The organism is [Scytonema hofmanni] UTEX 2349 (assembly GCF_000582685.1).
GTDB classification, from domain to species: Bacteria; Cyanobacteriota; Cyanobacteriia; order Cyanobacteriales; family Nostocaceae; genus Hassallia; species Hassallia hofmanni.
The window spans coordinates 1,286,264-1,300,129 of sequence record NZ_KK073768.1 but is presented as its reverse complement, the minus strand read 5'-3'; the positions used below and the strand labels follow the sequence as shown (position 1 = coordinate 1,300,129).

Genomic DNA, 13,866 nt, shown 5'->3' with positions numbered 1-13,866 from the left:
TAATGGTACGGGCGCCGTCATTGAACCAAAATATATCAGCCAAATTCCCCCCATCCGCAATCACCTAAATGTCATCGTCCAAGGTGAAATTGGCAGTCTTCGTGTTGAACAGCGTCGGGAATTTACAGAAACCAAAATAACCGGAAATTCCGTCACCATCCACGTTGGAGACAGTCGTCAAGGTTGGGTAGAATCCTATGAAACACTTTTAAAACTCTCTAGTGATGAAAGATTCTCTGGAGAAGTTGAAGTTATCGTTGATATCAGTGATGTGCGTAAAGCCGGAGAAACTCTCAAGGGCTTTGGTGGCGTTGCTAACCCAGTGAAATTGCCTGGAATGTATGATCGCTGTGCATCCATTCTGAATAAAGCTGTCGGACGGCAATTAAATTCAGTTGAATGCTGTTTGTTAATCGATCAAGCTGCTGTCACAATTGTTGCAGGAAACATCCGAAGAAGTGCGGGAATGCGTCAGTTTGATTCTGATGATAAACAAGCAGCCACTGCCAAAGATAATTTATGGCAGCAAGACGAAAATGGCAACTGGCGAATCGATCCAGAGCGTGATGCTCTGAGAATGGCAAACCATACCAGAGTTTTTCACCGCAAGCCAACATTAGAAGAATGTGTTGATGCTGTCCGCAAACAGTATTATAGCGGCGAGGGTGCAATTCAATGGGCTGGTGAAGCTGTAGCCAGAGCAAACTGCGATTTGCTGTCAACTCAAAGTTTGAAAGCTGATTTTTTACAAGCTTACGAACAAGGAACAGCAAAACAGTGGTTGCAAAAACACCATCCTGACATTGATGCGTCGGAATTAGAACATCGTTTATCTCGATACGGCTTGAATCCGTGTATAACCTCAGATACTTGGATACATACAGAACACGGTGCAAGGCAAGTTAAAGATTTAATTGGCAAACAATTAGCTGTTTATGTAAACGGTGAACTTTTTAGCACTACATCTGATGGTTTTTTCTTCACAGGAGTGAAACCTGTAGTCAAGTTACAAACCAAAGAAGGTTACGCTTTAAGGCTTACCGAGAATCATCAAGTTTTAAAAGTCACAGCACAAACTCAACGTAAGCAATACTCAGAATGGTGTGAAGTCAAAGACTTAAAACCTGGTGATCGAATACTAATTCATGACCATAAAAATATAAATCCTTGGGATGGTTTAGGTACACATGCAGAAGGTTGGTTACTCGGTAGCTTATTAGGTGATGGTTGTTTCTCAGTAAACGCTGCTAACTCTACCTATCAAGCATCACTACGCTACTGGGGAGAAACTCAAACTGAGATGAAAGAATTTGCTCTTTCATTAGTGAATAGTTTACCAAAACCACTTCAACATTCTCAGGATTTGAAAGGTGTTTACCACCAAACAAACAAATATTTTCAAGTTAGTTCTGCAAGTCTCGCAAAACTGGCTAGTGCTTTTGGTTTAGTACATAAACATAAAAAAGTCACTTCTGAGATTGAGCAAGCAAGCTACGATTTTTATTGTGGTTTTCTCAGAGGTATTTTTGACGCTGATGGAAGTGTACAAGGGAACCATGACAAGGGAATTAGCGTTTGTTTAGCGCAAAGTGATTTGCCTAATTTAGAAGCTATACAAAGGATGCTTTTACGATTAGGTATTGCCAGTAAAATCTACAAGAATCGTAGAGCAGAAGGTCTGAGAATGTTACCTAATAGCAAGAAAGTTTTGACTGAGTATTTTTGTAATACTCAACATGAATTAGTTATTGCTAAAGATAACATTCAAATATTTCAACAAATAGTTGGTTTCCAAGAACCTAAAAAAGCTGAGTTGTTAGACTCTTTGTTATCAGGGTATAAGCGCAATCTCTACAAAGAACGGTTCGATGTAATTATTGAATCTATTACCTTTGATGGTGAAGAGTCTGTTTATGATTGCACTGTACCTGGTGTATCTCGCTTTGATGCTAATGGGTTTGTTGCACACAATTGTGGAGAAATTTTAGGTAGCAATTTTCACTGCGTGGGCGGCGATACTCTACTCATTACTAGGGAAGGAATGCACAACATTAAAGATGTTGTCGGATGTGAAATTGAAATTTGGAATGGGAAAAAATGGAGCTTAGTTACACCATTTAAGACTGGTAGTAATCAAAAGCTTTATCGAGTTCGGTTTGGAGACGGTTCTTATTTAGATGCAACTGAATATCATCGCTTTTTTGTGAAAGATAGATTCGGCAAAGTCTATAAGGAAGTTCAAACCAAAGACTTGATGGATACGAGTCGATATAGCATTCATACTGAACCGTTCACAATTAATTACGAAGATGGATTGAATGTTGATTCTGGTTATGCTTATACTTTGGGGGTAGCTGTAGGTGATGGTACTACAGATCAAAAGAATAATGCCAAAGTTAGGCTGTACGAAAATAAAGCAGCGTTATCTGTAGTTGGTAATAAGTCTCCTAAAAGAACTTATGACTACTTACCTACTTTTACAGATGTTACAGATTTAGGTTTTTCGGGAGAATTTCTTAAAGCCTTAAAAACAAATTCGGAATCGCTGAATGTAATTGCTAGTTGGAACCGTCAAGCAATTTTACATTTTATCGCTGGTTTAGCTGATACAGATGGCTCGAATACTTCAAGCAATGGTATTAGGATTTATATATCTGACTACGAGCGTGCTTACAGAATTCAGTTACTACTGACTAAATGTGGTATTCGTTCATCTCTGAATCTTTGTGCTTATAAAGGTTCGATAACTAATTTGGGTGTCAGAAGTCGAGATTTGTACTATTTGCAAATAACCGATTCTCAGCAGATTCCTTGCCAGCGCTTAGATGTCAGTAAAGGAACAAATGCCAAATGCAAAGGTAAATGGCAAGTTGTAAAAAGTGTTGAAGAATTGCCAGGTTTACATGATACTTACTGCTTTAATGAGCCAGAATATCATAAAGGTGTTTTCGGTAATACCTTAACTGGAAATTGTAACCTTTCAGAGGTTCACCTCAATCAAATTGACCCAACTAACTATAAAGAACAGGAGGAAGCTTTCACCGCAGGAGCGCTATCTGTAGCCGCACTTTTACATCACAAATTCCTTGAACCACGTTATCAATACAGCCGCGAATTAGACCCGATTGTAGGGGTTTCTTTCACAGGTTTATTTGATTTCTTTGTTCATGCTTTTGGGGTTGATTGGTTGCGTTGGTGGGTAGAAGGTAGACCTGCAAATGCTCAAGGAATCGCGTTTAAGCAAAAAGAGGAAGAATACTTAACCTCATGGAAAAATATTGTGCATCGTGTTATTTGGGATTATTGCGATCGCCATAATTTCAAACGTCCAAATCGCTGCACTACAGTTCAACCTAGTGGCACTAAATCTTTACTAACTGGTGCTAGTCCAGGATGGCACCCCCCCAAAGCCCAAAGATTTCTTCGCAGGATCACCTTTGGCAAAAATGACCCAGTAGCTTTAGCTTGTATAGACTACGGCTATAATGTCATTCCCTCCCAATCTGATAAAGATGAAAAGGGCAATCTATTAGACGATCCTTTCGATCCCAGATGCTCAGAATGGCTGGTAGAAATTCCCGTTGCTGTACCTTGGGCTGATATACCTGGGGTTGATGAAATTGATATTAGTCAATTTAGTGCGATCGCTCAAATGGATTTCTACATGCAAGTGCAGAAATTCTATGTCACACATAACACCTCTGCCACCATCGAACTACGGGAAAACGAAGTAGAACCGCTATCACATCTAATTTGGCAAGCGATACAAAATGATGAAGGTTACATTAGCGCTGCACTTCTGGCACGCTTTGACGATCATCAAACTTTCCCGCGTTTGCCGTTTGAACCTATCACGAAACAAGTCTATGAGCAACTACTCAAAGAAGTAGAAATGCGTCGTCAAACTGATGACTTCCATACCGTTTTAAGTCGCTATGATTCCGGTGAGTTAATGGAAGCAGGACCTGCCGGTTGCGACTCTGATAAGTGTATGATGCCTGAACAAAGTCCGATGTAAAAATAGACAATCGTAGAGACGTAGCAGTGCTACGTCTTTACAGTATGTGTGATTTGCGCTCCCATGAATTTCATGTTTAATAAATCACACATACTGTAGAAAGGTTCCGACGGAACGTCTTTACAACTAACAAAGCTTTGAACAACAAGTTACGATAAATTAAGCATTCATAATTTTTCACACCAGCATTAGGAGATTCTTCATGTTCCTTGATGAATTGTCACCAATTTTTAAACAGTTTACTCAGCATCCAGCTTCATTTACAGGCGGGTTCTTCTCTGGTTTGCTTCGACTCCAGTTGGCTGACGACCCGGTTAAAAGCTGGCTCAATCAACAGCTAGGCTCAACTACTTCCACTAGTCAAGCACATAATGGCAGAACCAGCGGTCCTCAGTCAATATCAATTGAATAAATAATTTTACATATATAGAGGCGTTGAATACAACGCCTCTACTGTCGATAATGAACATATTTTATACATAAAACCAAGGCTGTTCCAAGAGTTGCGCCACAGCTTTAATGATACTTTTTTGACACGTTAAAGATTATAATTATACACGCCAATGGGATCAGTTATTAAACATATAAGCGCAACTAATTATAAATTATGAGTGTTTGTAAAATGTCATACTTTGAAGAATGACACAATCAGTTATTATATGAGCGTATGCGTAAGTTCAGCCCGATCGCGCTTTCGATTAGTAGATAATGCAAGCAATATGCTTGCTAATCCATAACATCCCTGCTTTGATGACTCGGATGCGAAGAAACCAATCTTTGAGATTTGTTGAATTTCTACAGCTGAACTCATCGCTCCTAGTTGAAATTTACATGATGCCACATGACTATTTACGTTGGAAATCTCTCCTATCGCGCTAGCGAAGCCGACTTAAAAGAAGTATTTGCAGATTATGGCGAGGTAAAAAGAGTCGTCTTGCCTACAGACCGCGAAACTGGACGACTGCGCGGTTTTGCTTTTGTAGAAATGTCCGAAGACGCTCAAGAAGATGCTGCTATTACAGAGTTAGATGGCGCAGAATGGATGGGTCGTCAACTTCGAGTTAATAAAGCCAAACCACGCGAGGAGAACCAACGAAGTAGTTGGGGTAAAAAACAAGACTATTAAAAAGGTGAATTCCTAGAATAGCAAATTTTTTCTAATTATGCAAGACGGAAGTCAGCAAAATTAGAAAAAATTAACAATTCCCAGAAATCTAGAGAAGTTTCCCCAACAAGTTGTGATGCCCATAGGGAAATGTCACCACTGTAAACGATCGCTTTATTTTTGCTTTTCTTGCACTAGTCGGTTTTTTAATTTTTCAAGATAACGATATAGCAAGCATCATCCATGTGCAGCCAACGTTACAGATGTATTTTTTGGGCGGGTATCTCAATAACTTTGCTTGCTATAGATCAAACGTATTAGTATCTACAGACAAAAAGTCAAGAAATAGATAAAAATGTTTACAAAAATAATTGAATTCTAGAAGCTTAAGTAGATTTGCCCAAGTATGACCGAAGTGCGATCGCGCGATCGTGCTTTGGCACAGACCTAAAAAAGCTTCAAATATTTAGTTTATCTAAAATCACACTTAAGTTATCAAATTACCTTTCTAAGATAGAGGCAGCAGCTTTCATTAAGGCTGAAGGATAAAGGATGAAAAAAATAAATTCCTACGAACGTGTTAATCCGTTCAAACTCACTTCAAACTTCATCCTCTACGCGATTGTCCTTCAGCCGACCTCAACCAACCAAAGTCGTTAGGAAGGACTAAAACATGGCTCCATCGCCAGAATTTATTGAATTGTCGAACAACAACATCACCGACAAAAGCTTAGATCGTGATTGTACAACTTTATCCCGTCACGTCCTACAGCAATTTGAAAGCTTTTCGCCCCAAGCACAGGACTTAAGTGCGCTGATGAGCCGCATAGCCCTGGCAGGGAAACTAGTTGCCCGTCGCCTCAGCCATGCTGGTTTAATGGAAGGTGTTCTTGGATTTACAGGGGATGTCAACGTCCAAGGAGAATCCGTCCAAAAGATGGATATTTACGCTAACGACGTATTTATCTCGGTATTTAAGCAAAGCGGCTTAGTTTGTCGTTTAGCTTCCGAGGAAATGGAAAAACCCTACTACATTCCAGAAAACTGCCCCATTGGTCGCTACACACTATTGTACGATCCCATCGATGGCTCATCTAACACCGATACCAATCTCAGCTTGGGTTCAATCTTCGCCATTCGCCAACAAGAAGGAGACGATCTTGATGGTGAAGCAAAAGATTTACTTACCGATGGACGCAAACAAATAGCCGCCGGATACATCCTATATGGTCCGAGCACCATGCTGGTATATACTATAGGTAAGGGAGTTCATTCTTTTACCCTCGATCCCAGCTTAGGAGAGTTTATTCTCACCGAAGAAAATATCCAAATACCGGCACACGGTTCAGTTTACAGCGTAAATGAGGGTAATTTTTGGCAGTGGGATGAATCAATTCGCGAATATATTCGCTACGTCCATCGCACTGAAGGCTATACCGCTCGTTATAGCGGAGCAATGGTAAGTGATATCCACAGAATTTTAGTTCAAGGTGGTGTGTTTTTATACCCCGGCATACTTCCCAAGCCAGAAGGTAAACTGCGCTTACTTTATGAATCTGCTCCTTTAGCATTTGTCATAGAGCAAGCAGGTGGTCGTGCTACTACGGGACTCGTAGATATTTTGGACATAGTACCGAAAAAATTGCACCAGCGCACCCCTTTGATTATTGGCAGCAAAAAAGATGTAGCAAAGGTGGAGTCTTTTATTCAAAACGGTCATTAAATCAGCTTGACAAAAACCTTAATGGGTGCTTTGGCACCCGAATCATTAAAGAAGTGATTAGTTAAGTACGGGTAGCGTTTTTAGTTCCTTGATTATCTCAGATGGTCGATGCAATCCTATATTGCCAAGGTCAAAATTTAAAGGTCAGTATCAACTGATAAAGACAGGCTTATAGCACTCGAAGACATAATTAACCGGAGTTAAAGAAATCTATGACCTCGACTAACCATTTATTAGAGATAAAAGAATACGGTCAAAGTATCTGGATGGATAATTTGACTCGTGATCTGATTGAGTCAGGGGAGTTGAAAGATATGGTGGAAAATAAAGGGATCTGTGGGATCACCTCGAATCCAGCCATATTTGAAAAAGCGATCGCCGGAAACGTCATTTATGATGCGGATATAGAATCAGGTGTTCGTGCCGAGTTACCGACATACAAAATTTACGAATCCCTAGTTTTTGCAGATATCCGCAATGCGTGTGATATTTTACGCCCGGTTTATGAAGCCTCAAATAAATTAGACGGTTACGTGAGCATAGAAGTACCACCAACGATCGCTCATGATACAGAGGCAACCATCGCTGAAGCTCATCGGTATTACCAAGAAATTGGGCGGGAAAATGTGATGATTAAAATTCCCGGTACAGAAGCAGGTTTGCCAGCAGTCGAAGAAGTGATAGCTGCCGGGATCAACGTTAACGTCACTTTGTTATTTTCAGTTTCTAGCTATGTAAACTCAGCGATTGCTTACATCCGTGGTTTAGAAGCTAGAGTCAAAGAAGGTAAAGACATTAGTAACATAGCTTGCGTAGCCAGCTTCTTTCTTAGTCGCATTGATAGCAATATTGACGGCAAGATTGATGCTAAGTTGAAGAAAGGCGTTGATGATATTGCCGTAGAAGCAAAACTTAGAGCAGTGAAAGGAAAAGTAGCGATCGCAAACGCCAAGATAGCGTACCAAGAGTACAAAAAAATTAGCCAGAGCGATCGTTGGCAAGCTTTAACCGCAAAAGGTGCAAAAGTTCAACGACTTCTATGGGCAAGCACCGGCACCAAAGACCCCAGCTACAGCGACGTGATGTATGTTGATGAGTTGGTAGGTGCCGACACCGTTAACACCCTACCACCAGCGACAATAGAAGCTTGCGCTGACCACTGTGATGTTGCAAGTCGTGTTGAGACAGATGTCGATCAAGCTTACCAACTCATCGAAAGCTTGAAAGACCCCGATATCAACATTGACATCAACCAAGTTATGGACGAACTACTTGTTGATGGTATTGATAAGTTTGTCAAGCCCTTTCAATCACTGATGGATTCCTTAGAAGACAAAATCAAGGTCTTGTCACCAGTTTAGGAAATGGATAGTGGTTAGTGGATAGTGGTTAGTGGATAGTGGATAGTGGTTAGTGCTAAATCCTAACAACTAACAAATAACAACTAACAACCAACAACTAACAACCAACAACCAACCACTAACAACTCCCAATCGAAAATCTAAAACCCACATCTTACAATTATTATGGTTAGTCTGCTAGAAAATCCCTTGCGCGTAGGTCTGCAACAGCAAGGGATGCCCGAACCCCAAATTATAGTCATCTTTGGTGCTTCTGGAGACCTTACCTGGCGCAAACTCGTACCAGCACTTTACAAATTGCGAAAAGAACGGCGCATTGCACCAGAAACCACCATTGTCGGCGTGGCGCGTCGAGATTGGAGCCATGAGTACTTTCGCGAACAAATGCGAAAGGGCATGGAAGAAGCTCATGGTGGCGTGCATCCAGAAGAACTTTGGCAAGACTTCTCCCAAGGATTATTCTACTGCTCTGGTGATATAGATAACCCAGAAAGTTATGAGAAACTTAAGAATTTATTAAGCGAGTTAGACGAAAAACGGGGAACACGGGGAAACCGCATGTTCTACCTTTCCGTGGCTCCTAACTTCTTCCCAGAAGCCATCAAGCAACTGGGGGAAAAATCAATGCTGGACGATCCCTACAAACATCGCCTAGTAATTGAAAAACCCTTTGGTCGAGATTTGGCTTCTGCCAAGAGCCTGAACCGAGTGGTGCAGAAATATTGTAAAGAAAACCAAGTATACCGCATCGACCACTACTTGGGTAAAGACACAGTTCAAAATCTCCTCGTATTTCGCTTTGCCAACGCGATTTTTGAACCTTTGTGGAACCGTCGATTTGTTGACCACGTTCAGATTACCGTCGCTGAAACCGTCGGAGTAGAAGACCGAGCGGGATATTATGAAAGCGCCGGCGCATTGCGGGATATGTTGCAAAACCACCTGATGCAACTTTATTGCCTCACCGCAATGGAAGCACCCAACGCGATGGATGCTGACAGTCTCCGCACTGAAAAAGTGAAAGTTCTCCAAGCTACACGATTGGCAGACATTCAAAATTTAGGGCGTTCCGCAGTGCGCGGTCAGTACAGCGCCGGCTGGATGAAAGGAAAACAAGTCCCTGGGTATCACGAAGAACCAGGAGTGGCTCCTAAATCCACAACACCCACCTACGTGGCGATGAAATTTCTGGTTGACAACTGGCGCTGGCAAGGAGTTCCTTTTTACCTGCGTACAGGTAAGCGGATGCCGAAAAAAGTTAGTGAAATTTCCATCCACTTCCGCGAAGTTCCTTCTCGGATGTTTCAGTCAGCCGCGCAACAAATGAATGCCAACATTTTGACGATGCGGATTCAGCCGAATGAAGGAATTTCCCTGCGTTTTGAAGTCAAGATGCCTGGGGCAGATTTCCGCACTCGTTCGGTTGATATGGACTTTAGTTATGGTTCCTTTGGCATCCAAGCAACTTCTGATGCTTACGATCGCCTATTTCTCGATTGTATGATGGGCGACCAAACATTATTCACACGCGCCGACGAAGTAGAAGCCGCTTGGCAAGTTGTCACACCAGCCCTTTCTGTTTGGGATGCACCCGCTGATCCAGCAACGGTTCCCAAATACGAAGCTGGTACTTGGGAACCAGCCGAAGCAGAATTGTTGATTAATCAAGATGGTCGTCGCTGGCGCAGACTGTAAAAGGATGAAGGATTAAGGATGAAAAATTTGGCGTTGCATAACCGTGGGATGAATCGTAGAGACGTTCCGCCGGAACGTCTCTACAATACGTTGAATTTATCGACGTATATTGTAAAATCATCCTGTAAATATGCAACACCAAAAATTTTATCCTTAATCTTTAATTCATCCTTGATACTTCATAGTTCATACTTCATTCTTCATTTATTATGGTTTCCCAAGCTCCTACTATTTATTCACTTCAAACTCCAAAGGATATTTCCCTCTCAGACGTTGAAACCGAACTTAGTCAAATTTGGCAAAGTTACGGTATCGGCGATGCAAACGGTGCGCTTCCTGCGGCTACTCGTGCCACGACATTTACCTTAATGGTGTACGAGCCGGAAGAAACTCAATATCTTTTGTCAGCTTCCGGATATTACAACGGTCCGATTGACGGAATTCTCGGACCACAGATGGAAGCAGCGCTACGCGAAGTTCAGAGAACGCATCAACTGCCAGAAACTGGAACCGCAACAGCAGAAACTCTCGCCATATTGCGCGAAGAAGTCGCTAAACGTCATGGCATCGACGCAACAGGGGAAATCGGTTCTAAGGCATCCTATGGTCTGGATGCGAAAAGCCCTAGAATCGCCGACGAAATTGCCCTTCGCAACCCTTGTCGAATTATTGCTTTGTGTCCAATAACAGGCGAAGACGAAGGGGTAAAAGCTCAAGTTTCTGCTTACTGCCCAATTCAAAAGCAGTCCTCAAGTACACTCATCTGCTGCGAATACATCACCCTAACTGGCACTGCTGCCGCTTTGGAACGAGTCGGGGGGATGATTCCAGCATTGTTGATCGGCGGTTTACCGAAGTTTCTCTGGTGGAAGGCTACACCAGATCCTAACAATGCTTTATTTAAGCGACTAGCGGCAGTATGCAATAATGTTATCGTCGATTCTTGTGAATTTAACGACGCAGAAGGCGATTTGCTCAGTTTGCAAGAGTTGGTAGAAACTGGTGTGCCTTTAGCTGACTTGAACTGGCGTCGTCTCTCAGCATGGCAAGAATTAACCGCTGAAGCTTACGATCCCCCTCTGCGTCGCGCTTCTCTCCGGGAAATTGACCGAGTAACAATTGATTACGAAAAAGGCAATCCCGCACAAGCGCTAATGTTTTTGGGTTGGCTTGCAAGTCGCTTGGAATGGACTCCAGTTTCTTATGAAAAAGAAAGCGGAGACTACCAAATTAGTAAAATTAGCTTTCTTACACAAGACCAACGCCAAGTACAAGCTGAGTTAGCTGGTGTCCCGGTGGCTGATGGAGGAGAAATTATGGGTGACTTGATTGCTTTGCGCTTGAGTTCCACCAATCCCCAAGCTGACTGCGGTACACTTATCTGTTCAGAAACGGGTGGCTGTATGCGGATGGAAACCCAAGGTGGTGCCCAATCTTCTGGTTTATTTCAACATGTGACTTCACTTTCTGAACAAAAAGCGGAAGTTTTGCTAAGTCAGCAGGTGCAACGTTGGGGTCATGAGGCACTTTTTGAAGAAACCCTTGGGGTGATAGCTAAGGTTCTGAAATTGGGTAATAAGTAATGTTGTAATGTTGGTTGTTAGTGGTTAGTGGATGGTGGATAGTGGTAAATTTTAACAACCAACAACCAACAACCAACAACTAACAACCAACAACCAATCAACAATGCCTTTAGTTATTGCCGGTGAACGTAGTGGGGTGGGTAAGACAACAGTCACGCTCACCCTTTTAGCATCTTTATGCCGTCGCGGTTCTTTGATTCAATCTTTCAAAGTGGGTCCAGATTATATTGACCCAATGTTTCATCAACACGTCACTAATCGTGCTTGTCGCAATTTAGACCCTGTGCTGACTTCGGAAGCTTACGTTCAAGAATGTTTTGCGCGTCACATTCAAGAAGTAGATTTTGCCCTTGTAGAAGGGGTAATGGGGTTGTTTGATGGAGTCGGGCAACGGGCAACGGGCATTGGGCATCGGGAAGAATATCCACAATTGGCAACCACTTTTGCTAGTACTGCTCATGTTGCGCGACTGTTGGATTTACCTGTAGTATTGGTGATTGACTGTAGTCGATTGTCTGGTTCTGTAGCAGCGATCGCTTACGGTTATTGCTCTTTCGATCCGAGAATTAAAATTGCTGGGGTGGTACTAAATCGGGTAGGAAGCGATCGCCATTTATCTCTGCTCAAAGATTCACTCTTACCCCTACAATTACCAATTATCGGCGTTTTGCGGCGTGAAGATAACATCACCATTCCTGATCGCCATTTGGGTTTAATACCCACAGCAGAACTTCCCCAACTTGATGCAGTTATCCAACGACTTGCCGATTTAGGCGATACTTGCTTTGACTGGGATCGCTTGTTACCATTACTGAAATCAGAACGTCTCCCCCTCTCCCCCCCTCCCCCTCTCCCCCCCTCCCCTCCTCTTCAAATCGCTGTTGCCCGCGATCGCGCTTTTAATTTTTACTATCAAGATAATCTCGACTTGCTGCAACAATTGGGTGCAGAACTAATTTTTTGGAGTCCGCTGGAAGATGCTTTACCCAAAGATGTACAAGGTATGTATTTTGGTGGAGGTTTTCCAGAAGTTTTTGCCCAACAACTTGCGGAAAATACTAGCGCTCGTGAAGCAGTAAAATGTGCAATTCTTGCCGGAATACCTACAATCGCCGAGTGTGGGGGATTGATGTATTTGTGTGAGGAAATTGTTGATTTTGAGGGAAAATCTTGGTCGATGGTGGGAGTTTTACCGACAACTTCTGTGATGGGTGGACGTTTAACTTTAGGATATCGTCGCGCTGTTGCTTTGCAAGATAATCTCTTAGTGGATGCAGGTACAACCATTTACGGACATGAGTTTCATCGTTCCCGTTTAATACCAGAACCGAATCTACCATTGTTTCAAACTTATCGATGTGATTCTGAGGAAACAACTGGAAATGAAGGATGGAATTTCCCGATGAATCTTCACGCTTCTTATATTCATATGCATTGGGGAGCGTGTCCAGAGATTCCGCAGCGGTTTCTGAAAAATTGTTTTCTCTATGGAATATAACCTAATAAAAGGCGAAAAATCAAGTATAATCGCTGAAAAAGTTTGTATTTCACATAATATCATGTGAGTTTAATTAACAGTAATAAAAACCTACCTACAGTCGTAGAGACGTTCCGGCGGAACGTCTTTACATTGTCAGTAATTTACCGGACATGACATAACAAGATATAAGCTGAAATAAACAATGGACAGACGATAGATTGTAGTGCCATCATATAGGGTAATATTATCAACCTGTTAATAACTCGTTTCCAAATTGGAAATGTAAGAACCCCTCTGTAATTCATCAATTAAAGTTGGGGTAATTTTTGATAATTACAAATACCTGAAATAAAAATATGAGCAAACTTTTAGGAATTGCACTACTCGTCCTTGGCATTTACTTTTTGGGACAGAACATTATCTTTACCACTCATTACTCTCCCTATTTATGGCGAGATATTCCCGCTGGTGCTTCAGTTTTAGCAATTATGGGTGGCATTATCAGTCTGTTATTTTTCTCCAGAGAAACCGGCAATATGGGGTGGATTTTACTTGGTGTGGGTACTGTTTTAGTCTTTTTAAGTGGTGGCGTTATTTTAAAACCAACCAGCTTATGGAACTTTTTTATTGCCTTTGCTGCTTTAGCAGGTGGGTTTCAATTGATAACACAGGGAAGACTTAGATTTTAGCGGATGAGTTGAGAAGATGAATGGCGATCGCTCTTGAGATGCGATCGCCATTCATCTTCCAAAAAAGTTCTATAGTAGAATTCCATCGATTCATAGGTTGGGTGAAGACGCACAAGCATCTATAAATTTAATTAATAATCTCCAATGCGTCGTAACCCAACATTTTACCTACAATTATTTAATTGCTTGCATTCTGCTCAAGCCAAGCAACT

The 13,866-nt window shown here is 42.0% G+C and carries 10 protein-coding genes and 1 pseudogene; 10 read left to right on the top strand and 1 reads right to left on the bottom strand.

The features are described 5' to 3' along the window. Nucleotides 1-19 precede the first annotated feature (19 nt). The 10 genes and pseudogenes from TOL9009_RS50495 to TOL9009_RS0110815 form a co-directional block, all read left to right on the top strand. Nucleotides 20-265: pseudogene (locus TOL9009_RS50495) on the top strand (ribonucleoside-triphosphate reductase, adenosylcobalamin-dependent); the annotation flags it as partial. Nucleotides 266-271: 6 nt separating this feature from the next. Continuing rightward, on the top strand, nucleotides 272-4,018 hold the full coding sequence (gene nrdJ / locus TOL9009_RS49205) for a ribonucleoside-triphosphate reductase, adenosylcobalamin-dependent (RefSeq protein WP_199341267.1): 3,747 nt from the start codon (nucleotides 272-274) through the stop codon (nucleotides 4,016-4,018). A 202-nt stretch (nucleotides 4,019-4,220) separates the two neighbouring features. After that, nucleotides 4,221-4,430 (top strand): hypothetical protein, encoded by a 210-nt coding sequence (locus TOL9009_RS0110855; protein WP_029632825.1) that lies wholly within the window; start codon nucleotides 4,221-4,223, stop codon nucleotides 4,428-4,430. Between the two features lie 429 nt (nucleotides 4,431-4,859). Further along, nucleotides 4,860-5,144, top strand: coding sequence for an RNA recognition motif domain-containing protein (locus TOL9009_RS0110850; protein ID WP_029632824.1), 285 nt, complete (start codon nucleotides 4,860-4,862; stop codon nucleotides 5,142-5,144). 652 nt (nucleotides 5,145-5,796) lie between these two features. Further along, on the top strand, nucleotides 5,797-6,846 hold the full coding sequence (gene fbp / locus TOL9009_RS0110845; protein WP_029632823.1) for a class 1 fructose-bisphosphatase: 1,050 nt from the start codon (nucleotides 5,797-5,799) through the stop codon (nucleotides 6,844-6,846). 212 nt (nucleotides 6,847-7,058) lie between these two features. Beyond that, nucleotides 7,059-8,207, top strand: a complete 1,149-nt coding sequence (gene tal, locus TOL9009_RS0110840) for a transaldolase (protein ID WP_029632822.1) — start codon at nucleotides 7,059-7,061, stop codon at nucleotides 8,205-8,207. Between the two features lie 165 nt (nucleotides 8,208-8,372). Then, nucleotides 8,373-9,902 carry a glucose-6-phosphate dehydrogenase gene (gene zwf, locus TOL9009_RS0110830; protein ID WP_029632821.1) on the top strand — a complete coding sequence of 510 codons (1,530 nt, stop codon included), beginning with the start codon at nucleotides 8,373-8,375 and terminating at the stop codon, nucleotides 9,900-9,902. A 209-nt stretch (nucleotides 9,903-10,111) separates the two neighbouring features. After that, on the top strand, nucleotides 10,112-11,485 hold the full coding sequence (gene opcA, locus TOL9009_RS0110825) for a glucose-6-phosphate dehydrogenase assembly protein OpcA (protein WP_029632820.1): 1,374 nt from the start codon (nucleotides 10,112-10,114) through the stop codon (nucleotides 11,483-11,485). 103 nt (nucleotides 11,486-11,588) lie between these two features. Beyond that, nucleotides 11,589-12,983, top strand: coding sequence for a cobyrinate a,c-diamide synthase (locus tag TOL9009_RS0110820; protein ID WP_029632819.1), 1,395 nt, complete (start codon nucleotides 11,589-11,591; stop codon nucleotides 12,981-12,983). Nucleotides 12,984-13,321: 338 nt separating this feature from the next. Further along, a complete protein-coding gene (locus TOL9009_RS0110815) occupies nucleotides 13,322-13,654 on the top strand; it encodes a hypothetical protein (RefSeq protein WP_029632818.1) in 333 nt (110 codons plus the stop codon). On the opposite strand, the gene TOL9009_RS49200 is transcribed toward TOL9009_RS0110815, so the two are convergent. Then, a complete protein-coding gene (locus TOL9009_RS49200) occupies nucleotides 13,651-13,773 on the bottom strand; it encodes a hypothetical protein (RefSeq protein ID WP_260675877.1) in 123 nt (40 codons plus the stop codon). The two genes, TOL9009_RS0110815 and TOL9009_RS49200, sit on opposite strands and share 4 nt — an antisense overlap. Nucleotides 13,774-13,866: the final 93 nt, after the last annotated feature.